16 protein-coding genes are annotated in these 22040 nt (G+C 33.6%); 12 read left to right on the forward strand and 4 right to left on the reverse strand.

Translation table 11 applies throughout. From position 1 onward, the window contains the following. Positions 1-110: 110 nt before the first annotated feature. Positions 111-1538: a cryptochrome/deoxyribodipyrimidine photo-lyase family protein gene (locus tag IW18_RS16120; RefSeq protein ID WP_041518913.1), complete on the reverse strand. Its 1428-nt coding sequence runs from the start codon at positions 1536-1538 to the stop codon at positions 111-113. A gap of 44 nt (positions 1539-1582) precedes the next feature. Next, positions 1583-1873, reverse strand: a complete 291-nt coding sequence (locus tag IW18_RS16125) for a TIGR03643 family protein (protein ID WP_041518914.1) — start codon at positions 1871-1873, stop codon at positions 1583-1585. Positions 1874-2055: 182 nt separating this feature from the next. On the opposite strand from IW18_RS16125, the gene IW18_RS16130 reads away from it, so the two are divergent. The 9 genes from IW18_RS16130 to IW18_RS16170 all read left to right on the forward strand — a co-directional run bounded on the left by IW18_RS16130 (position 2056) and on the right by IW18_RS16170 (position 14895). Beyond that, complete coding sequence (locus IW18_RS16130) at positions 2056-2739, forward strand: SDR family NAD(P)-dependent oxidoreductase (RefSeq protein WP_041519020.1); 684 nt, start codon at positions 2056-2058, stop codon at positions 2737-2739. Between the two features lie 12 nt (positions 2740-2751). Continuing rightward, on the forward strand, positions 2752-4167 hold the full coding sequence (locus IW18_RS16135) for an SDR family oxidoreductase (protein WP_041518915.1): 1416 nt from the start codon (positions 2752-2754) through the stop codon (positions 4165-4167). 93 nt (positions 4168-4260) lie between these two features. Beyond that, positions 4261-4686, forward strand: a complete 426-nt coding sequence (locus IW18_RS16140) for a response regulator (RefSeq protein WP_041518916.1) — start codon at positions 4261-4263, stop codon at positions 4684-4686. 20 nt (positions 4687-4706) lie between these two features. Next, positions 4707-5525, forward strand: a complete 819-nt coding sequence (locus tag IW18_RS16145) for a 1-acyl-sn-glycerol-3-phosphate acyltransferase (RefSeq protein WP_052480187.1) — start codon at positions 4707-4709, stop codon at positions 5523-5525. 732 nt (positions 5526-6257) lie between these two features. Then, positions 6258-9614 (forward strand): SusC/RagA family TonB-linked outer membrane protein, encoded by a 3357-nt coding sequence (locus IW18_RS16150; RefSeq protein ID WP_052480188.1) that lies wholly within the window; start codon positions 6258-6260, stop codon positions 9612-9614. A gap of 13 nt (positions 9615-9627) precedes the next feature. Further along, positions 9628-11256, forward strand: a complete 1629-nt coding sequence (locus tag IW18_RS16155; RefSeq protein WP_052480189.1) for a SusD/RagB family nutrient-binding outer membrane lipoprotein — start codon at positions 9628-9630, stop codon at positions 11254-11256. A gap of 477 nt (positions 11257-11733) precedes the next feature. Continuing rightward, a complete protein-coding gene (locus tag IW18_RS16160; RefSeq protein ID WP_041518917.1) occupies positions 11734-13032 on the forward strand; it encodes a DUF5690 family protein in 1299 nt (432 codons plus the stop codon). 18 nt (positions 13033-13050) lie between these two features. Beyond that, entirely contained in the window at positions 13051-14211 is a 1161-nt protein-coding gene (locus tag IW18_RS16165) for a TIGR03364 family FAD-dependent oxidoreductase (protein ID WP_041518918.1), read from the forward strand. Next, a complete protein-coding gene (locus IW18_RS16170) occupies positions 14212-14895 on the forward strand; it encodes a phosphonatase-like hydrolase (protein WP_041518919.1) in 684 nt (227 codons plus the stop codon). Between the two features lie 37 nt (positions 14896-14932). Here the strand turns inward: IW18_RS16170 and IW18_RS16175 are convergent, their stop codons facing one another. Next, positions 14933-15511, reverse strand: a complete 579-nt coding sequence (locus IW18_RS16175; RefSeq protein ID WP_041518920.1) for a helix-turn-helix domain-containing protein — start codon at positions 15509-15511, stop codon at positions 14933-14935. Between the two features lie 113 nt (positions 15512-15624). Continuing rightward, positions 15625-16191, reverse strand: a complete 567-nt coding sequence (locus IW18_RS16180; RefSeq protein ID WP_041518921.1) for a helix-turn-helix domain-containing protein — start codon at positions 16189-16191, stop codon at positions 15625-15627. Positions 16192-16459: 268 nt separating this feature from the next. Here IW18_RS16180 and IW18_RS16185 point away from each other — a divergent pair, with 268 nt between their 5' ends. The 3 genes from IW18_RS16185 to IW18_RS16195 all read left to right on the forward strand — a co-directional run bounded on the left by IW18_RS16185 (position 16460) and on the right by IW18_RS16195 (position 21910). Continuing rightward, on the forward strand, positions 16460-19258 hold the full coding sequence (locus IW18_RS16185; protein ID WP_041518922.1) for a TonB-dependent receptor: 2799 nt from the start codon (positions 16460-16462) through the stop codon (positions 19256-19258). A gap of 89 nt (positions 19259-19347) precedes the next feature. Further along, the gene (locus IW18_RS16190; RefSeq protein ID WP_041518923.1) at positions 19348-20832 is read left to right on the forward strand and encodes an alkaline phosphatase D family protein; all 1485 of its coding nucleotides are present in this window, start codon (positions 19348-19350) and stop codon (positions 20830-20832) included. A 10-nt stretch (positions 20833-20842) separates the two neighbouring features. Next, positions 20843-21910 carry a zinc-binding dehydrogenase gene (locus IW18_RS16195; protein WP_160113227.1) on the forward strand — a complete coding sequence of 356 codons (1068 nt, stop codon included), beginning with the start codon at positions 20843-20845 and terminating at the stop codon, positions 21908-21910. The last annotated feature ends 130 nt before the right edge of the window (positions 21911-22040 follow it).

Consider the following 22040-nt stretch of genomic DNA (forward strand, 5'->3'; position numbering starts at 1 on the left):
AAAGCTAAATCGAAAGATTTAGCTTTTTTTTTGGTAAGTACAAATTATGGTACAAAGTTTTGTTGTTTAGTGTTTTTTTTATTTTTCGCATTAAACAGTTGCTATTTGAATTATAAGATTTTAATTTCTTCTTTTTTTCTGATACTCCAAATAACGGCACTGGCATATTTTCTGGTCTCTTCGACATCTACTATAGGAAACGGATAGTCTTTTCCTATTTCACATTCATACAACTGCTGATCGATTAGACCTAATTTCCAAGGTTCATGAAGTAAGTGAGGTGGAATATTTATGAGTTCAGGAATCCATTTTTTTATAAATATTCCATCACTGTCATGCTCTTCAGAGTTTTTAATAGGATTGTAAATTCTAATAGTACCCGTTCCAGTAACGCCCGCCTGCATTTGTAATTGCGGATAATGAATTCCGGGCTCATAATCCAGAAACTGACGTGCTAAAAAATGAAGTTCGCGCCAGTCTTGCCAAAGATTAAAAACAAAAAAAGAAACCACTAAAGCGCGCATTCTAAAATTGATAAATCCAGTTATGGCTAAACATCTCATGCAGGCGTCGACAATAGGAACACCAGTTTTTCCTTCTTGCCATGCTTTTATATAGAAATCATTTTTAGGCTTTGTTAATACATCAAAACGATGATCTATATTTTCAAATTCAATGCGGCAGTCACTTTCAAATTTTTGCATAAAATGACAATGCCAATGCAGACGCGAAACAAAATTGAGCATCGCTTTTTGGTTAGGGGAAGCTTGATAAAACTGATTGGTATAATGATATACCATTCGCATACTGATGTTTCCGTAAGCCAGATAGGGCGAAAGCCTGCTACAGCTTTTTCTACTTAAACTGGGTTTAGAGATGTGTTTGCTGTAATTTATATGTCGTTCTTCTGCAAAACTCTTTAAATATCGCCAAGCCCAATATTCTCCACCTTGCTGAAAGTTCTCATTGCGATCAGTAATGTCTTTAGAGAGTAATTTTCCTTTTAAATTAAGATAAAGATCAGGATCTAAAATGCTAAAATTAATAGCGTTTAAATCAATAATTTTAGGATGTGCACGCATTACTTTTTCCCAGCGTTCATCCCAATTCTGTCTGGATTTCAGTTTTCGGATTACGCCATGTAGCTGCGATTGTTTCCACAATATATTATGATCTTCAAAAAAACACTGCATAGCAATATCGCGGTCAAATGTGATTTTATTGCCTATTTCCTGATGAGAAAAAACCGTTTTAATGTCATAAATACTTGATAACTGATCAAAAACAGGCTGTACTTCATTATGAAAATAATAGAGGTGCGCTCCCAGTGGTTTTAATTTAGCCTGCATTTCTTTTAAGGATTCATAAATAAACCGCCAATGACGAATATCAGCATCATCGTGCGCCATTATTGAAGGCTCAAAAAAATAGACAAAAAGTAGCGGAATATTTTCTTGTTGAGCCATAAAAAGAGGTTCGTGATCTGTAAAGCGAAGATCACGTTTGAACCATATAATATTTATCTCTTTTTTGTTCAATTTTAAGTTGTGATGTATTCAATATATTGTGATCCAGATTCTTTTTATCGTCTCTTTGAAATTTTATTGTGGGAAATTGCGCGTTGTCTGCTGCATTTAAAACGATCTATTTCGGCGGAACGTTTTGCCGCATGCTTCGTTTTGCAGTTCTCAACACGTTTGCGCCATAATTTGTAACTGCTAAATTTTAATTCTTTTTTCATTAAAGCCTTTACATCGGCTTCAGATAAATTAAATTGAAACTTTATAGCATCAAAAGTAGTTCTGTCTTCCCATGCCATTTCAATTATACGATCGAGTTCGAGGATCGTGAAGTTGCTTGGTTCTATACTCATATTAACGATTTGTTTGGAATAAAAATGGAATAACTGCACTGCTAAGATAATTAATAAATTTTATTTTGTTTAATGTTATGATAAAATTGTTAAACAATAACTACCTTTAAGGTATGAATGAACTTGTTGTCAAGTTGAAATGCAAGTACAAAAATAATATGACCTTTAAATTAGATAGAAAAATGGAAAAGATACTAGTTATTGGAGGCAGTAAAGGAATAGGAAGCGCTATAGTGCTGCAACAATTAGAAAACAAGCAAGTTTTTAATATTAGCAGGACTACTCCTGAAATTTCGCATCCTAGTTTAACACACTATAAAGCTGATATTTTAGTTGATACACTTCCAGAAATAGAAAGTATCGATGCTCTTATTTATTGTCCGGGATCTATAAACCTAAAACCTATACTAAGTTTAAGTGTTGATGATTTTAGAAATGATTTCGAAATCAACGTCATTGGTGCAGTAAAAGTGATACAGCATTATCTGCCAGCCTTAAAAAGAGGAACAAATCCTTCGATTGTTCTTTTTAGTACTGTTGCTGTAAAATTAGGAATGCCTTTTCATGCAAGTATTGCTGCTGCAAAAGGGGGAATAGAAGGTTTGGTTAAATCACTAGGAGCAGAGTTGGCTCCCACAATCCGTATTAATGCCATTGCACCAACGATTACAGAGACTTCACTGTCTGCTTCAATTTTGCGAAATGATCGTATGAAAGAAAATATGATCGAGCGTCACCCGCTCAAAAACTATTTAAAACCTAATGAAGTAGCACAAATGGCAGATTATTTAATTTCTAATGCCTCAGCATCAATTTCGGGACAGATTTTTCGAATGGACTATGGTTTGGTTAGTTTTAAAATTTAAGTACTCAAAAAAATGAAAATTCTATTAACAGGTGCAACAGGATATATAGGTAAAAGGCTTTTACCTTTATTATTAGATCAAGGGCATGAAGTAATATGTTGCGTGAGAGATAAAAATAGGTTTTATTACCCTGGAAAAGAGACAAAAAACATACAGCTTATTGAAGTTGATTTTTTGGATGCAAAGAGTGTCGAAAAAATTCCCAATGATATTGACGCCGCTTATTATCTCATTCATTCCATGTCTGCAGCAGATAATTATGACGAACTAGAAAAAATTTCTGCCAATTATTTCAAAGAAAAAATAAATAGGACAAATGCAAAGCAAATTATTTATTTAAGCGGTATTGTCAATGACAAATCGTTATCTAAACACCTATCGTCCAGAAAAGCTGTAGAAGAAATTCTAAAAGCCGGAAAAACTCCAACCACAACGCTCAGAGCTGGAATTATTGTTGGATCTGGTAGTGCTTCTTTTGAAATTATACGGGATTTGATTCATAAACTACCTGTAATGATTACTCCAAAATGGCTTAATACAAAATGCCAGCCTATTGCTATTGCTGATGTTTTAGAGTTTTTAATTCGATCACTGCTTAATCCTATAACTTACAACGAAAGTTTCGATATTGGCGGTCCTGATATTCTGACCTATAAAGAGATGTTACTACAGTTTGCCGAAGCAAAAAAACTGAAAAGATACATTTATACGCTTCCGGTTATGACGCCTAAATTATCATCATATTGGCTCTATTTCATAACTTCTACTTCTTTTAAACTGGCATCGGCATTAGTAAGTAGTATGAAAGTAGAGATAGTTTGCCGTGATAATAGAATCAATAATTTACTAAATGTAAAACCTATTAGTTACAAGCAGGCTTTGCAGAGAGCACTTATAAAGATTGACGAAGATGCCGTAGCTTCAAGCTGGAAAGATTCACAAATTAGCGGACAATTTAAAGGTAGTGTAGCTTATTATCTCAAAGTTCCTAAAAAGGATTGTTTTATTGATAGAAGAAAAAGAAAAATCATTGATAGGGATTCTACAATTGCCAAAATTTGGTCAATAGGCGGAGAAACTGGCTGGTATTATGCAGATTGGTTATGGAGTCTGCGAGGGTTTATTGATAAGATTTTTGGAGGTGTAGGTGCCAGACGCGGAAGAACTCATAAACATGATATACATGCTGGAGATGCACTTGACTTTTGGCGTGTGGTTTATGCAAATAAGGAACGGGGAAAATTAATTTTATATGCCGAAATGAGGCTGCCTGGAGAAGCATGGCTTGAGTTCAAAATTTTTAATAATACATTGTATCAGGCTGCAACCTTTAAACCCAACGGAATATTAGGTAAGCTCTACTGGTATTCTGTATTACCTTTTCATGGTTTTATTTTTAAGGGAATGATAAATAAGCTAGTAGTTTAATTATAAAAGTATATTACTTACTTGTTTCTTTGACTAGAAGTGAAAAGCGGAGTTTTATTTATTACCTTGCTCCATACCTTATAAATAAGAATCATGAATAAAAGCGGCCCAATAATAATCATAGAAGACGATCAGGATGATCAGGAGTTCTTAGCAGATGTTTTCGAAGGGCTTCAGTATCCAAATGAGATCATTTTTTTTAGTGATGGAGAGCAGGCGCTTGAATATCTAACACAGACTACTATTGAGCCTTTTATTATATTTTCGGATATAAATATGCCAAAATTGAACGGAATAGAGCTTAGAGCAAAGGTTCATGAAAATGAAGATTTGAGAATGAAGTCGATTCCATATCTGTTTTTTTCAACTGTTGCTGAGCAACAGCATGTTATTGATGCTTATTCAAAGTCAGTTCAAGGTTTTTTTGTGAAGCCAGCCGATTTTAACAAAATGAGGGAGATGATAAAAAATATAGTGGAATATTGGCAAAATTGTGTTTCACCCAATTACATTAAATAGAACATTAACACTAGTAAAGTATGACATTGATCTCCAAAGAAAAATTTTCTGATGCAGCCGGCCTTTCTAAGATTCCCATTCCTGGATTATCTTCTTATTTAATGAAAGTAATGAAAATTAATAATTTAAATACTATTGTAAAAGAGGCAGGTAATCTCGAGGGGGCAGATTTTGCTGATTATGTCTTAATGAAAATTGGCGTAAAGGTCCAATTTGATGCAAACGAATTATTAAATATCCCCAAAGAAGGCGCATTTATAGTTGTTGCAAATCATCCTTACGGAGGTATCGAATCATTAGCTTTATTAAGTACAATTGCAAAAAGACGTCCTGATACAATGTATATGGGGAATTTTTTATTAAAGGAAATTCCAAATCTCGAAAAATGCATTATAGCAGTTAATCCATTTGAAAATGTCCAAAATTCTGCAAGTATTACGGGATTAAAAATGACGCTAAAGGCATTAGCAGAAGGTATTCCTGTTGCTATATTTCCGGCTGGAGAAGTTTCATCTTATAATTTTAAGACAAGCGAAATCACAGATCCAGAGTGGCATCCAGTTGTTGGGAAAATTATCTGCAAAGCAAACGTGCCAATTTTACCAGTTTATTTTCATGGAAATAATGGTTTTTTCTTCAGCATGTTAAAATCAATTCATCCTATGTTGCAAACTTCCAAACTAATCTCAGAACTTTTTAACAAACAAGGACATGCTTTGAAGATGACTATAGGAGATGCTATCTTTTTAGCTCGTGAGAGAGGTAAAGTTTCCGATCCTTCGATGTTAAAAAATCTTAGAAGCAAACTTTATGCACTCAAGAATCAATCATATAATTGATTTAATCAAAATTTGGAAAATAATGCAAGTAACATTCGACTTCACTTTTGGTTTGACTATTATATAAGCTAATTTTATCGTATCATAATAAAGATCACTCTAAATCAATATAGCCAAACGCGGGATTTCTCTGTTTGGCTATTTTGTTATAGAAAATTGCACCAGTATTAAATGGGCTTTTTTGTATCTGTTTTATAAAGAGTAATTTTTGAACTATAATAAAAATAATCGTAGTTTGTAAATAGCAAAAAAACAATGATAATTTAGTCTGTTTTTTTATAGTTTCTTCTTATTAATCTTCTTTCAAAATACTCTCAACTCAAAACTATTTTTATAAAAAAACATTACTATTTGTAAACTTTTACAAATAGGGTTTTCCTGTGTTCAAAAAGTAGTATGATGGTAATCCCCTAAGACACTGCTCTGGCTTTCTTTCTTAACAATTTAATTACCTAAGATTAATGTCATGTTAAGGATTTCTTAAAATCAAAAAGTTTACTAATGGTAAAATTTTAGTCATTTTTGCATCGAATATTTTACTAATACGAATAATTAAAGTCAGAATTAGATATATAGATTATGAACAGATCTAAAAAAGTTGGGTTCATGAAAAGTAATTCGAAGTTCAGTTTGGTAAAAAATGATTTCAATTTTAATTAGTGAAGTATTCGAAGTTTTGTTACGCATTTTTTATAAAAATCAATTAATAATGATACCATTTAAAAAAAGAAAATGAACTTAAAAAAAGAAAAGAAAATGAACTTAAAAAAAATAGGCAAGGGATTGTTATTTTTTTTTGTATTCGGGTGTAATATTACTTTCGGTCAAGCCTTATATAAGGGGCGTGTGGTAGACGAACTCAAGCAGCCAATGCTACAAGTAAATATTGGAATTGCAGGTTCTGATAACACTGTTACGACTGATATAGAGGGAAAATTCTCTATAAATGCAAAAAGCGGCCAATTGCTAGTTTTTAATTTTTTGGGATATAAGCCTCAAAAAGTATTGCTGGATAATCAGCTCGAATTAAATATTAGTATGACTCCTGAGCAGGAAACATTATCTGAAGTAGTAGTAACTGCGATGGGAATAAAAAAAGAAGTCAAAAAACTGGGGTATTCCCAATCTCAGGTAAAAGGAGAAGATCTTACTTTGGGACGTGATGCCAATCCTATAAACTCACTCGCTGGAAAAGTTTCAGGTTTGCAAATTGGGGCAAGTTCTGAGTTTTATGGTGCGCCAACAGTTGTATTGCGTGGTAGTAAAGATGTACTGTATGTTGTAGACGGCCAACCGGTAAACTCAGATTCATATAATTTTAATGCTGACGATGTTGATACTTATACGGTGTTAAAAGGGCCAAATGCTGCTGCATTGTATGGTTCTAGAGGAATTAATGGAGCTATTATAATTACTACAAAAAAAGGCGCAAAAACCAAAGGCGGATGGCAAATAGATTATAATAGTACAACAGAATTAGATAAAGGATTTATTGTATTGCCTGAAAGTCAAACAGAGTATGGGCGAGGCAGTAACTACCAATATACTTATGGAAATCAGTTGTACGATAATAAACAACGTTTACCGGAATGGGGACCTCGTTTTAACAGTGGTTTTCAAACTCAGCAATACGACAGTCCTTATGACCTGGTAACTGGTATTAGACAAAAAACGGACTGGCTAAATCGTGGAGCCAATAATTTTGACAAGTTTGTACAAAACGGTTATGTGAGCACAAATAGTATTGGTCTTTCTGCAAGTGGTGAAAAATATAATCTTCGAGCTTCATACGGTCATACTTTTCAAAAAGGTATTTTTCCTAATACAAAGCTGAACATAGATAATTTTAAAATTAATTTTGAATACAATGTCAATGAAAAATTAAGAATTGAGGCAGACATGAATTTAAGTATGCAATATTCACCAAACGTACCTGATGTACAATATAGTCCTAACAGTTATGTATATATGTTTAAGGTTTATGGCTCGGCAGATTATGATATTAATGACTTAAAGGATTATTATAAAGGCCCTCAAGGTGTTCCTGGGCTAACACAATATGCACCAGAATATGGAAGACTGAACAATGCATGGTTTATGGCTAACGAATGGTTAAAAGGACGAACTAAAACAGATATTTATGGTTCTCTAAAGGCTATTTATCAATTCAATAATGATTTCAATTTGTCATTGACGCAAGCTGTAAATACTTATAACCAGCTTAATACAGAAGATGTTCCAGCTTCTGCTAATTTAAATTTGTATTTACCGTGGTACAGTTTTGGCTGGTACGGAGATTATAGACGTGACCAAAGAACATTATTAGAGAATAATACCGATTTAATTTTAAACTACAAACATAAGTTTGGAAATTGGGATATCAGTGCTTTGGTAGGAGGAAATCAAAGATCTTTTTCTTATAATTCTTCATGGGAAACTACTCAAGGTTTATCATTACCTGGGGTTTACAATTTAAATAATTCAGCAGCTAAACCTTATAGCTACGATTTTTCTTCAAAGATGCAAGTGTATAGTGGCTTTTATTCGATTGATATTGGATATAAAAATTATTTTAATATTAATACCACCAATCGTGTAGATAATTTGTCGACTTTACCAAAAGGAAATAATACTTATTTCTATCCTTCAGTAGCTATAAGTTCTGTAATTTCAGATTACACAAAATTACCGGAGTTTATTTCATTCTTAAAAGTACGTGCTTCGTATGCCGATGTAAAGGGTGGTTTGACTTCAACAACAATTGGTACTTCTTACAATGCTCTAAATTCTACTGCATTAGGAACGGGCTGGAACAGTAAGCCAGTTTTTGGATTAATTGGTTACGGGACAGAAATTTATTCTCCTTATAATGGCCCTACTTATGTAAATGAATCACCGGTTGCTTCTGGTACTTTTTATAATGGAACGCCATCAATCACGCTATCAAATACTATTGCTAATGATAACATTAAACCATTTAATGTAGAGTCAATTGAGGCAGGATTTGATGTGAAATTCTTCTCAAACAGATTAGGCTTTAATGCTACATATTTTACGACAACCAATGGTCCTAATATTTTTCAATTGCCAGTTTCAACTGCAACAGGTTCTAATAATCAATTGATTAATGGAGTAACAACACTTAAAAAAGGTATAGAACTTGAATTAACGGGCGCAGTCCTGAAAAATATGGACGGTTTAAATTGGGATGTTAATCTTAATTATTCTACCTACAAAGAAACGCTTAAGGAGATTTATGGCGATCAAAAGTTTTTACAGCAAAATGGACATAATTACGTAGTTGGAGACAGACTTGATGCAATTTATGGAACTAAATTCGTTAGAGATGGTAGTGGAAATATCGTGAACGGAAGTGGTGGATTGCCTTTACAATCGCCAGGAGGTATAGCAAATAATGGTTTTTTGGGACATGCTAATCCAGATTTTTCTTTCGGAATAACAAATACTTTCAGGTATAAAGGGTATAGTTTAAGTTTTCAATTTGATGGGCGTATAGGTGGTAAAATGTACGATTTCGTTTATTATCACGCAATGAATGGAGGAACAGATCTGGAAACAGCAACTGGTGATTTCGGGGCAGCACGTTTAAAAGAATGGAGTAGTACTGTTAATGGAACAAAAGCAGCAACGCCTTCTTATATTGGGCCGGGAGTTAAAATTGTAACTGGTACACCGCACTATACTAATGGGCAAATAGACAATTTAAAAGATTTGACTTTTGCTCAAAATGATTTACCTGTATCTGTACAAAGTTATATATCCAGTGGTATTGGCGCTAATGCTGATGAGTATTATATGATTAGTCGTTCTTATGCAAAGCTTCGAGAGGTTTCGTTGGGATATAGTTTGCCGGCAAGCTTTTTAGCTGGTTCGTTTATCAAAAAAGCGACATTTTCTTTAGTAGGAAGAAATTTATTGTATTTCGCAGCGCGTAAAGATATCGATTTGGATCAATATGCATCGGGTTATAATGCTTCAGACAGAGCCTTGGTTGGAGGAAGCGCGGGAAGCGACCTTTCTAGTCCAACAGTTCGTCGTTATGGTTTCAATATTAATTTAACGTTTTAATCTTTCTATCTCCATGAAATTAAGAAATATAGTTTATAGTCTGGTAAGTATTAGTTGCTTAGGTTTTTTTTCTTGCCAGGAAGGCGATTTAATTGATAATCCCAATGTAGCAAACGCAAATGCAATTATTCCCAGAACATTGCTTCTGAACCATTTAACAGCTACAATGATTCGTACTGATGAACAACCATGGGCTTTGTCTGCCGGAGGAGCACAGTACAACATATCTAATTACCAATATTATAGGTTTAATAATAATTATAATTATGGTAATACAAGCGATAGTTATGATATTTTAAAATATGCGTTAAGCCTAGAAGAGCAAGCCGTTAAACAATCAGGTAATAATACAAATGTTTATTTTGCTTTATCACAATTTTTTAAAGCTTATTCAGGTATCTGGTTGTCACAAAGAGTAGGAGATATTCCATTTTCGCAAGCAGGAGATCCAAAAAACTTAACGCCTGTTTATGATAATCAACACGACGTTTATAAAAGTGCATTAGCGATGCTTGATAATGCTAATACCTTAATGAATAACTTAATTGTGGCTACGCCAGCATTGGCTACACAAAAAGTAGATACAGGAGGTGATATTTTTAATTTTACATACCTACAATGGCAAAAATTGATAAACAGTTATACTTTACGCGTTTTGGTAAGTTTAAGTAAAAGAGCACAAGATAATGCCGATTTACAAGTAGTTCAAAAGTTTGCCAATATCATTAACAAACCAGTACAATACCCAATTATGGAAGGCAATACTGATAATATGGTTTATGTTTATAATGCCGTAAACAGGTATCCTATCTATTCTTTACAATTAAATTCATATAATAATTTTTCAAATCCAGGGTTTACTTATTTGAATATAGGAGCACAAACTAAAGATCCAAGAATTTTTATTACCTCTACACCAGCACCGGCCGAAATAACAGCTGGAAAAGTAGTAAGTGATTTTTCTGCTTACATTGGTTCTGATGTTAATTTATCTCAAGCGGTTTTGCTTACTAATTCAGATAACGGTATGTATTCCTTTGCAAATTTTAATCGCTATTATGTTTCTCAAACTGGAGCAAATGCAGAACCATTTATATTTATAGGATATCCGGAAATGTGTTTTAATATCGCCGAGGCTATCAATAGAGGATGGGTAACAGGTCAAAACGCTGGCGATTGGTACTTAAAAGGAGTTAATGCATCGCTTGCAACTTATGGTTTAAAAGAAGGGCAAACAGTAAGTATCAATTTCCCAATTAGCTCCACAAATGTAAAAGTTAATCCAAAAGGTCTTAAGCAAGGTGATACATGGGGAACAGCTACCGTTAATATTGCGCAGTTCATAGCTAATGTTACGTATGCAGGAAATAATGCAACAGGTTTAAATCAAATCTTAACGCAAAAATACATGGCAATGTTTAATAATTCCGGATGGGAAGCTTTCTATAACTATCGTCGTACAGGGATGCCGGCATTGTTAAGCGGAGGAGTAGGAATTGGTACTGCAAATGGTGTTTTACCGCGCAGATGGATGTATATGGCAACAGAAAGTGCGTACAATACGCAAAACTATCAGAAAGCTTTACAAGATCAATTTGGTGGAGTAGATGATCCTTTAAAAGATAGTTGGTTAACCAAATAAATAATTATCCTTTCTTATGAGGAGCTAAAATATTATTATTAAAATCGCAGCAAACCAAAACGAGCTGAATTTTATAGAATAAGTCGAAAGTTGCAGTCGGATGTAACTAATTGAGTTGTGTTTATTGTTTTTTTATTGAGAGCCGGCTATATGCCGGCTTCTCTTTTTACTATAAATATAGCGAAGATTTATAAATCAAAATTTTACTATTTGTAATTATTTAGAACAATGATTAAAATTGTTTTATGCTATTCTTTTCTTAATTCAAACTACGATTGCTACTTGTATTAAGATAGCGTTTTTTTTATACTTGTCGCTATTTTTATAGGTTTTAAAGCATGTTATGTGCTGTTTACTGTATTTTTAATTTAAAATAAATGTTTACTATTTGTAAATAATTTAATAATTAGTTTACTTTTGCTTAATATTAGTGATTGTTTTGAATGCTACTTTTGTAGCTGTCAAAATAGATTAGTCATGAGTAAAAAAGTAAATATATTTACAAATAGTAAAAAAGTTTCAACTGTCTTAATTATTTTAGCTGTGTTTTTGTGTTATACAGGAATGTACGCAATAAGAAAGTCATTTTTAGCAGGGCAGTATAATAATCTCTCATTAGGTTTTGGTCTAAATGCAAAGATTATTTTAGTTATAAGTCAGGTATTAGGTTACATGGTTTCAAAATTTGTAGGGATTAAAGTAATCTCTGAAATGAAAAAAGAAAAGAGAGCCATTTGGCTGGTTTGTTTTATAACGTTTAGTTTATTAATGTTGGGATTGTTCGCAATAGTACCGCCAAAATTAAAAGTAGTTGCGTTATTCTTTAATGGACTGCCTCTTGGAATGGTTTTCGGGATTGTATTTTCTTATATAGAAGGTAGAAAAAATACAGAACTTCTCGCTGCAGCGCTTAGTGCTACTTTTATTTTCTCTACAGGACTGGTTAAAACTATTGGGCTTCTTTTGATGCGTGACTATAATGTAAATGAATACGACATGCCATTTTTTACAGGTTTGCTTTTTTTTCCATTCTTTTTGATTTCAGTGCTGATTCTTCACTATTCTAAAGGTCCAAGTGAAAGTGATATAAAAGAACGTTCTGAAAGACAGCCAATGTATAAAAATGAAAGGAAAAATTTTATAAAAGAAAATTGGGTGGGCTATTTTGGATTAGTAGCTATTTATGTGGTTCTTACGATTGTTCGTGATTTTAGAGATAATTTTATTGTCGAGTTTTGGGCTGACCAAGGATATTCGGGGACACCAAAAATTATCACCTTAACAGAAATTCCTGTTGCAATAGCTGTTTTAGTAATAGCAGCAGCTGGTACTTTAATCCGTAAAAACAAAAAAGCATACAATGTTGGTATGGGACTAACAGTATTTGGATCTGTTATGGTTTTGATTTCTACTGTTTTATTTAACAAACATATGATCTCGCCAATATATTGGATGATTGCCAGTGGCATAGGGGTTTATTTGCCTTATATTTTATTTCACTGTTTAATTTTTGAGCGCCTTGTAGCTTTACTTAGTTTTAAAGGGAATGTAGGTTTCTTGTTTTACATCGCTGATGCATTTGGATATTTGGGCAGTGTAGTGGTTCTTGTTCTTAAAGAGATTACCGGTTTTAACCAGAGTTGGAGTGAGTTTTTTATCTCATTAAATATATTGTCAGCTATAGTAATAGGAATGCTGGCGCTCTTTTCGATGTGGTATTTTAACCGACGTTTTGTTCAAAAAAAACATAAAGCAGAAGTAATACTTTGCTCATAATTTATACTCATAATAAAAATGAATATTAAATACGATTTAATTGTTATTGGTGGTGGTGCTTTGGGTGCTTTCCACGCTTATCATGCACTGGAGGCAGGATTAAAAGTTGCCATAATAGAAAAAGATAAACAGCCTATAAGTGCTACAGTACGTAATTTTGGTCAGGTGGTTCCGTCTGGAATGGATACAAAATGGCAGAATTACGGACGTGAGAGCTTAAAAATTTATGACGATATTCAGAGTCGTTTTGATATTACAGTGCGAAAAAACGGTTCGGTTTATTTGGCTTCCAATCAAGAAGAAGTGCAGCTCATAGAAGAGTTAAGTACTATAAATAAACACAATGCTTACGAATCGCATTTGCTTACAAAAGAACAATGTCTTGAAAAATACCCAGGACTTAAAAGTGATTATGTGCTAGGGGGACTTTTTTTTCCTGATGAAGTAACTGTTGAGCCAAGAGTAATGATAAATCGTTTATTAGAATTTCTAATTAAAGAGAAAGGGCTAAATTATTTTGGTAATACAAAAGTAATAAATTGTGATGCCGTTTCAGGAGAAACAATAGTTACAACTGCAAATGGTGTCGTTTATAAAACTTCAAAAGTTATACTTTGCTGTGGTTCTGAGTTTAAAACATTGTATCCGGAATTATTTGCAAAAAGTGATATTGAAGTTACAAAACTGCAGATGCTTCAAACGAAACCACAATTGAGTTATGAACTGAAAGGTTCTATTTTAACTGGATTGTCAATCAGGCGATATGAAGCTTTTTATGAATGTTCCTCTTTTTCGGAAATAAAAGCCAAAGAGGAACCAAATAGTTTTGAAAAAAAATGGGGTATCCATATTCTGTTCAAACAGGCAACAGATGGTTCAGTAATTATTGGTGATTCACACGAATATGCCGACGCTGCAAACATGGACGATCTGGGATTCGATCTCAGAATGGATGTTGATGATTTTATGATAGCAGAAGCAAAAAAAATATTTAATCTTCCCACTTTTGAAATTCAAAACCGTTGGTATGGGATGTATTCACAGTGCAAAGAAAATGATATTTTTCAGCATACGGTTGATAATAATATTCACATAATAACAGGTATTGGTGGAAAAGGAATGACGGGAAGTGCAGGATTTTCTAAAGAAAACATTAAGAATATATTTAATTTAAAATAAATGACAGATATTAAACTCGTAGTTTTTGATATGGCAGGAACTACCGTAAATGAAAACAATCTTGTATACAAGACAGTTCAAAAAGTAATAAATCAGGAAGGTTTTTCAGTTTCACTTGACCAAGTATTAAAATATGGTGCAGGAAAAGAAAAGCATAAAGCAATAACCGATGTACTAACGGCGTGCACAGATACTGTAAATATTAAACTCATTGCAGATAAAGCTTTTACTAATTTCAAGAAAGCACTTGAAATTGCTTATGATGAGGCTGAAATTTCGACATTTTTGGGAGTAGAGGAGTTCTTTGAAAAATTAAGAGCTCATGGTATCAAAATTGTGCTTAATACAGGATATGATTCTAATACAGCAAACAAGCTGCTAAAAAAATTAAATTGGCAAGTAGGCAACCAAGTAGATGCATTAATTACGTCAGATGATGTGATAAATGGGCGACCAAATCCAGATATGATAGAACTGGCAATGGCAAAGTTCAATATTACTGATCCTGCTCAGGTATTAAAAGCCGGTGATTCTGAAATCGATATTATAGAAGGAAAAAATTCAGGATGTGCTTTAACTATTGGAGTTCTAAGCGGTGCTCAGAATAAAGAACAACTTGAGGCGGCAAATCCCGATTATATTTTAAACGATGTAACAGAACTTGAAGATATTTTATTTAACTAAAAATATTTTGCTGTAACCCGTCACTAAAAATGACGGGTTACTCGTTTTTAGCCAAAAAGAAATAAAGTACAAGCATTTTAGACGGAACTGTCCCTTTGTTTATCGGAACGTGCGGTATTCTTCCGTCAAAAAAGATAGAATCACCTTCTTTAAGCAAAACCTCTTCTTCGCCAATAACATACCAGCATTCTCCAGTCAAAATATATTTAAATTCATAAGCATCAGTTTCTACTTTTCCACGCTCCGAATCTGGCTGTACTTCCAGCAAAACTGCTTCAAATGCGACAGAAGACAATTGTTTACCAAAAATTGACTGGTAAGCAAATCCCTTAGCTTCATCTTCTTTCTCGATTGTAGCATTGTCCTCTTTTCTGGAAATTATAAAATTGCTTTTATCTGATTTTGGCAAACCGTTAAAAAAATCTGAAACTTCAATACCCAATGCTTGGATAATGTGCAAGAGAACGGGAAGAGAAGGTATAGTTCTTCCATTTTCAATACGAGAAATAAGACCGTTGCTCACATCTGCATCTGTAGCAACAGTATTTATAGTCAAGTTGTTTTTTTTTCGTATCTCTTTTAATCTTTTCCCTAATCCAATAAGATAATCTTCCATAAAATTTACTATGAGTAAAATAATTGTAAAAGTCTAAAAATTACTTTACAATTCAAAATGATCATTTAAGCAATGCTGTTGATTTAATAATGCTTTGATATGCAAAAAGTGTTTTAGTTATCAAAGAAATAGATAATAAGCATTCTCACCGGTTTTTTGCCTTTATTAATGGGTACATGCATTAATCTTCCGTCAAAAAATAGCGAATCACCTTCATTTAGTGTATAAGTGTCATTTCCTATAATGTATTGAACTTCGCCAGAGAGAATGTATTTATACTCAAAAGCATCCGTACTTACCTGTTCTCTGTAGTTGTCTGGTTCAATAGTTAGAAAAACAATATCAACTGTTGAATTTTTTATACTACGGGTTAAAAAACGCTCATATGAAAATCCACTCGATCCCTCTTTCTGAAAATGTTCATAATCACCTTTTCGTTTTATTAAAATCATCTCTTCATCGGGACTGATATCTTTAAAAAAATCACTCAAATTGACCTGTAATGCTGAGACAATCCCAAGCAGTACACTCAGCGACGGAATACTTCTTCCGTTCTCAATTTGAGAAATCATCCCTTTGCTTACATCACTTAAATCTGCAAGCTCTTGAACTGTAAAACCTTTTTCAGTTCGGTATTGCTTTATTCTTTTACTGATTTCTAGTAAAATGGCTCCTTCCATGTTTAGTATTTGTATACAAAGTTTAATAATAAACATTACTTTACCTTTTGTTTACATATAGTAAACAAATGTGTAGTAATATTGCCTTGTAAAAATAGACAAAAAAAAGGAAATACATCTGTTTACGAGAAGTACTGTTAAAATTCAAGACGAAAATAATATTGACTTAACATACGACAGGATAGAGCCAGGAATCCATTTTGCAATTATACAATTAACAATTTATCTCAATTTAAAAAACAACCTTAACTAATACATTCATACATCCATGAAAGCTTTACTCTACATTGTTGCGGCATTATTTTTAACCTCTTCCTATTCTCAAGAAGTTAAAGGAAAAATTAGTAGTGAATCCGGTGCTTTACATCCAGCTTCTATCTTGGTTATAGAGCAATCTAAAACTGTGAATACCGATAAAAATGGTAATTTCTCTTTTACAATTAAAGCAGGACATTATCATTTAGAAATATCAAGTGAAAATTATACTTCAAAAAACATTATAGTAAATGTTTCCAATAAGAATATTGATTTAGGCGATATTGTGTTGGTTGGAAAAGAAGAAAAACTCGACGAAGTAGTGTTAGAATATTATAGTAGCGGAGAAAGAAAAGCGATGGAAATGCGCCAAAATTCGAACGCTATTATGGATGTTGTTAGTGCAGATGCAATGGGTAAAATGCCGGATATTAGTGCTGCCGAGGCTGTACAAAGAATTCCGGGTGTGAGTATAGACAGAGATCAGGGAGAAGGAAGATATGTAACCGTAAGAGGAACACCGTCGCAATGGAGTTCGGCCACAATTAATGGAGATCGAATGCCATCTGCAAAAACCTCAGGAGATTTGCTGGGTAATCGTACCGTACCAATGGATTTATTGCCAACAGAATTTCTGGAATATATTCAGGTTGTAAAAGCAATAACTCCAGAATATGAGGGAGATGCAATTGGTGGAACGATTAATTACATCCCAAAGTTTTCTCCTAAAAAAGAGACTTTTCGTGCTACTGTCTCTATTCCGGTAAATCTTCGTGCCGACGATAAAGTAGGATATAACAGTACTTTATTATATGGTAACCGCTTTTTTAAGAAGAAATTCGGCTTTCTTGCTATGACCAATTACAACAGACGTACTTATTCTACAGACGATTATGAAGTAGTGTATGGAAATGAATTGCACAATGTAAATACGCTCGATGTTAGAAATTATCAAGGAGTAAGAACCAATACAGGATTTAATGTTGCAACAGATTTTCGTTTTAATAGCCGAAACAAAATTTATGCTCGTGGTTACTACAGCCAATTTCTAGACGAAGAGCAAAACAGAAAAACAATGCACTACTTTAATAAAACGACAAGTAATGCTGTATTACGTTGGAGTACTGTAGATTATTTGTTTAAAAATTATGGAGGTGAATTTGGTTACGAAAGCAAAATTACCGACAAATTGAAGATGAACGCCAAAGTTGCAGCTTATACTTCTTGGGCAGGTTACAATGGTCCATCATCGGCAACAAAAAACGGCAGAGGTTATTATTACGGAAACTGGATACAAACTGTAAAATATGATAATTTGGTAAAAGTCGACGGTACAAATTATAAGTTCTTGCAAGGCGACGGGCCTGCGGGTTATGTTGGTGATCCAAGTAATAATATTCAGCCACATTTTTCGACACCTTATGATCCGGAAAAATATTATTTAGACAGATACGTAACTTCAATTCGTAATGTCGAAGAAAAAGACCAAGTAGCTGCTGCTGATTTTAATTATGCTGCAAAAGAAAATCTGAAAATTAAGTTTGGAGGAAAATTTAGAAATAAAACCAGTACATACGATTACCGTTACATTACTTGGATTTACGATACAAAAGCACCAAAAGCGTATTTAAATCAATGGGAAAGAGAAGCATTTCCAAGCAATAACTGGTTTCCGGAATTGAATAATACTTATGATAATTTAAAATTCAATTATCCAACAGAACGCTCTTTTATTGACCCAATGGGAAATCCTGCGATTGCCAAGAACTTAAAATATAATTATCAGGATGCTACCAATTCTAGTTATGCAACAGGTAATTATGATGCTACCGAAAAAGTTTGGGCAGGTTACGGATCTGCAGAATGGAATATTAACGAAGATTTCCGTTTTGTGGGAGGAATTCGATATGAAAATACGGTTGTAGATGCAAAAAGTTACGAGTTTAATGACAAAACAAAAGTAGTTACACCAATATACGGGAATAAGAATTATGGAGCCTTTTTACCAATGGCGCATTTGATCTACAAACCATCAAAGAAACTAGATTTAAGAGCAGCAGTTACCAGAACTTTTGCCCGTCCGGCTTTTAACGAATTGAGCCCGAGTAATAGAGTAAATCCCGATAATCATACCGTTGTAGAAGGAAATATTAATTTAAAACCAACATTTTCATGGAATTATGATTTGGTAGGTTCTTATTATCTGAATAGAAACGATTACGTAACGGGAAGTGTTTTTTATAAAGATCTTAAAGATTTGATTTACACCTCGACAAGTGACGAAATTAGAACCGTTGGCGGATCTGAAGATTTGTACAAAGTTTCAAGACCTTTAAATTCTGACAATGCCTTCTTGTACGGAATAGAAGTAGGTTTCAATAAGAAATTTACCGAGTTACCTGGATTTTTAAGCAATTTTAGTCTAAAAGCCAATTATACTTTTACAAAATCTGAAACTACTTTATCAGATCGTGGAGACGAGAAAATTGGATTGATGAATCAGTCGCCAAACATCTTTAATGCATCGCTTATTTATGAGTATAAAGGTTTTGCAGCCCGATTAGCAGCCAATTATCGCGAAGCTTTTTTAGTAGAAATACGTGATAACAAAGGAGCGGACAGATATCAGGATAAAGATTTTCATCTGGACTTGAATTTCTCTTACACAACCGTAAAGAATATTACCTTTTTCGTAGATATCAACAACTTGAACAATCAGGAGTTACGTTATTATCATGGAGTAGTTTCGAGACCGGAACAAGTAGAGTATTATGGAGTTCGTGGTAAAGTTGGAGTGAGTTATAGATTTTAAGATTTCTAAACAGTAACATAACATTCAAGCAGTACTATTGTGCTTTATATCAAGATAAGATGAACAGAAGAAACTTTGTTAAACGATCCATGCTAGGAATGATACCGTTGTTATTTCCGGTAAGAGTATTTTCAATTTTTGCCCACAATACGAACAGCTATTTTACTCATGGTGTGGCATCGGGAGATCCAACAATAGATGCTGTAATTATATGGACACGTGTTAATGCTGCAACTTCTGGAGCCTGCAATGTCGAATGGCAGGTTGCAAATGATGCAGCTTTTCAAAACATCGTTAAAAAAGGTTCTGTAACAACATCGCAAGACAGTGATTATACTGTAAAAGTTGATGCAACAGGACTCGACAGCAATCAGGTTTATTATTACAGATTTATTTACAACGAAACGAGTTCAGATATTGGAGTTTGTAAAACATTGCCAGTTTCGCTTTCAAATCCAGTGCAAATAGCAGTAATAAGTTGTAATAATTACGAGGACGGCTATTTTACTTCGTTCCGTCATATTGCAGATAATCCTGAGATTGATTATGTCTTTCATTTAGGAGATTACATCTACGAATACGGAACAGGACAATACTGTAACCAGGAATTTCTGGATGAAAGCAATAGATTAAATGACCCAATGCATGAGCTCATATCCTTAGAAGATTACAGAAAAAGATATGCGCTTTATCGAAAAGACAAAGAGCTTCAGAAAGCACATCGAACCAAAGCTTTCATTTGTATTTGGGACGATCACGAATTGGCCAATAATGCGTATTTCGGCGGGGCTAAAAATCATCAAAGTAACGAAGGAAGCTGGAGCGACAGGAGTGCAGCGGCAGTACAAGCTTATTTTGAATGGATGCCTGTTAGAGCAAAATCGACTAGCGAAATGATACGTTCGATAAAAATAGGAAAAGATGCCAACTTCTTTTTTCTAGAAGAACGATTAGACGGACGAGACAAACAGCTTTTGAGTAACGATCCGGCGAAATTTAGTTCGCAAAGAAAAATGATTTCAAAGAAACAATTTGATCATTTATCAGAAAGATTAAAAACAAGTGACGCAAGATGGAATTTTCTAGTCAATCAGGTCATGTTTACAGGATATAAAAGTAAAAAAGAAGAAAAGGCTAAAGAAGAAGATTGGTGGACAGGATATCCGTATCAAAGAGATCAATTGATAGAAGTTTTTGAAAACTTAAAAAACCCACCCATTATTTTAACTGGAGATCATCATCAAAGTCATGTTTTAGAACTAAATTCAACTGATGCATCAGATAGTAAAAAACTAATCGCTTGGGAGTTTTTAACGCCATCAATAACGTCAAAAAATGACGATAGACTTACAACGGAACAAATTGCAAAAAAGAGCAAATTGTTATACAAACTCAATCCGCATATGTTGTACAACGACATTGCAGCACATGGATATTTTATTCTAAATGTGAACAAAAAAGAAGTCAAAATTAGCTACAAGTTCAATGAAGACATATTATTGCGAAATGGTAAAGAAAAACAAGGAGCTGATTTTAAAATTGATAACTCAAATAACTTAAAGAAAAATGTGTAGTTCGTGCGTTATGCTTTTTAATGAAAAAAACGGTAGTATTCTTCCCGAATATACCGCTTTACCATCCTTACAAAAAGGCGAGATTTTAGTAAAAAATAAATACACTACATTGTGTGGAAGTGACCTGCACACTTTTGCGGGAAGACGAAAAGAACCGTCGCCAATTGTTTTAGGACATGAAATTGTAGGCGAGATCCTTGAAATGGCACAAAGTGAGCCTTTTTACGATCTTAACGGAAATATCTTAAAAGTTGGTGATCTTATTACCTGGACCATTTTTGCAGCAACAGATAGTGATGAGTTTGTAAAAGACAAAATGCCTCAAAAATCTGCAAGTTTGTTTAAATACGGACACGTTCAGTTTACGGATAAAGAAAAATTCAACGGTGGATTAGGAACACATTGCATTTTAAAAATTGGAACAGGAATTTTAAAACTGCCAACGTCAATAGACGAAAAATTCGCTCCCATTATTAATTGTGCCGGAGCTACAGCAATGGCAGCACATCGATTGATAGATCAAATAGAAGGAAAAAATGTACTGATTTTGGGTGCAGGAGTTTTAGGATTAATTGCTTCTACAATTGCCAAACAGAAAAAAGCTTCGTCTGTAACGATGCTTGATATTGACGATGTAAGATTGGAAAACAGCAAATTTTTTGGAGCAGATTATGTATACAATAGTTTGAACCCTATTGAGGAACTTACTCAAATCACGTCAGGATTTTACAAAAAAGGATTTGATGTAATCATTGATATGAGTGGTTCTGTAGAAGCCATAAAAACAGGATTACAGTTTAGTGCAATAGGAGCACAGCACATTTGGATTGGTGCAGTAACACCAACTGCAAATGTTGAAGTAAATCCTGAAGTAATTATTCGAAAATTATTAAGCATTAGAGGAATGCATAATTATAATTATGAAGATTTTACCAATGCTGTAGATTTTTTTGAAGATCACTTTTTAGATTATCCATTTCACACTTTCATAGAAAAAGAATTCCCATTTCAAGACACCGAAAAAGCATTTCATTATGCCGCTAAATATAAACCTTACAGGGTTTTAATAACAATATAAAAGGAGTAAAATTTCAAAAGCTTTTTGTCTCCATGTTTTGTTACTGTTTTTTTATAATGGCTCACACAATTTTGGATGTGCAACTAAAGTAATGCGCAAAGACTTTAGGAATTTCAAAATCATCTATATA

Origin of the sequence: Flavobacterium hibernum (genome assembly GCF_000832125.1) — a bacterium.
GTDB classification, from domain to species: domain Bacteria; phylum Bacteroidota; class Bacteroidia; order Flavobacteriales; family Flavobacteriaceae; genus Flavobacterium; species Flavobacterium hibernum.

Excerpts from the sequence above, each read along its gene's own strand:
- IW18_RS16125 (WP_041518914.1), bottom strand. The coding sequence starts at position 1,873 with ATGAGTATAGAACCAAGCAACTTCACGATCCTCGAACTCGATCGTATA.
- IW18_RS16130 (WP_041519020.1), top strand. The coding sequence starts at position 2,056 with ATGGAAAAGATACTAGTTATTGGAGGCAGTAAAGGAATAGGAAGCGCT.
- IW18_RS16135 (WP_041518915.1), top strand. The coding sequence starts at position 2,752 with ATGAAAATTCTATTAACAGGTGCAACAGGATATATAGGTAAAAGGCTT.
- IW18_RS16140 (WP_041518916.1), top strand. The coding sequence starts at position 4,261 with ATGAATAAAAGCGGCCCAATAATAATCATAGAAGACGATCAGGATGAT.
- IW18_RS16145 (WP_052480187.1), top strand. The coding sequence starts at position 4,707 with ATGACATTGATCTCCAAAGAAAAATTTTCTGATGCAGCCGGCCTTTCT.
- IW18_RS16150 (WP_052480188.1), top strand. The coding sequence starts at position 6,258 with ATGAACTTAAAAAAAGAAAAGAAAATGAACTTAAAAAAAATAGGCAAG.
- IW18_RS16155 (WP_052480189.1), top strand. The coding sequence starts at position 9,628 with ATGAAATTAAGAAATATAGTTTATAGTCTGGTAAGTATTAGTTGCTTA.
- IW18_RS16160 (WP_041518917.1), top strand. The coding sequence starts at position 11,734 with ATGAGTAAAAAAGTAAATATATTTACAAATAGTAAAAAAGTTTCAACT.
- IW18_RS16165 (WP_041518918.1), top strand. The coding sequence starts at position 13,051 with ATGAATATTAAATACGATTTAATTGTTATTGGTGGTGGTGCTTTGGGT.
- IW18_RS16170 (WP_041518919.1), top strand. The coding sequence starts at position 14,212 with ATGACAGATATTAAACTCGTAGTTTTTGATATGGCAGGAACTACCGTA.
- IW18_RS16175 (WP_041518920.1), bottom strand. The coding sequence starts at position 15,511 with ATGGAAGATTATCTTATTGGATTAGGGAAAAGATTAAAAGAGATACGA.
- IW18_RS16180 (WP_041518921.1), bottom strand. The coding sequence starts at position 16,191 with ATGGAAGGAGCCATTTTACTAGAAATCAGTAAAAGAATAAAGCAATAC.
- IW18_RS16185 (WP_041518922.1), top strand. The coding sequence starts at position 16,460 with ATGAAAGCTTTACTCTACATTGTTGCGGCATTATTTTTAACCTCTTCC.
- IW18_RS16190 (WP_041518923.1), top strand. The coding sequence starts at position 19,348 with ATGCTAGGAATGATACCGTTGTTATTTCCGGTAAGAGTATTTTCAATT.
- IW18_RS16195 (WP_160113227.1), top strand. The coding sequence starts at position 20,843 with ATGCTTTTTAATGAAAAAAACGGTAGTATTCTTCCCGAATATACCGCT.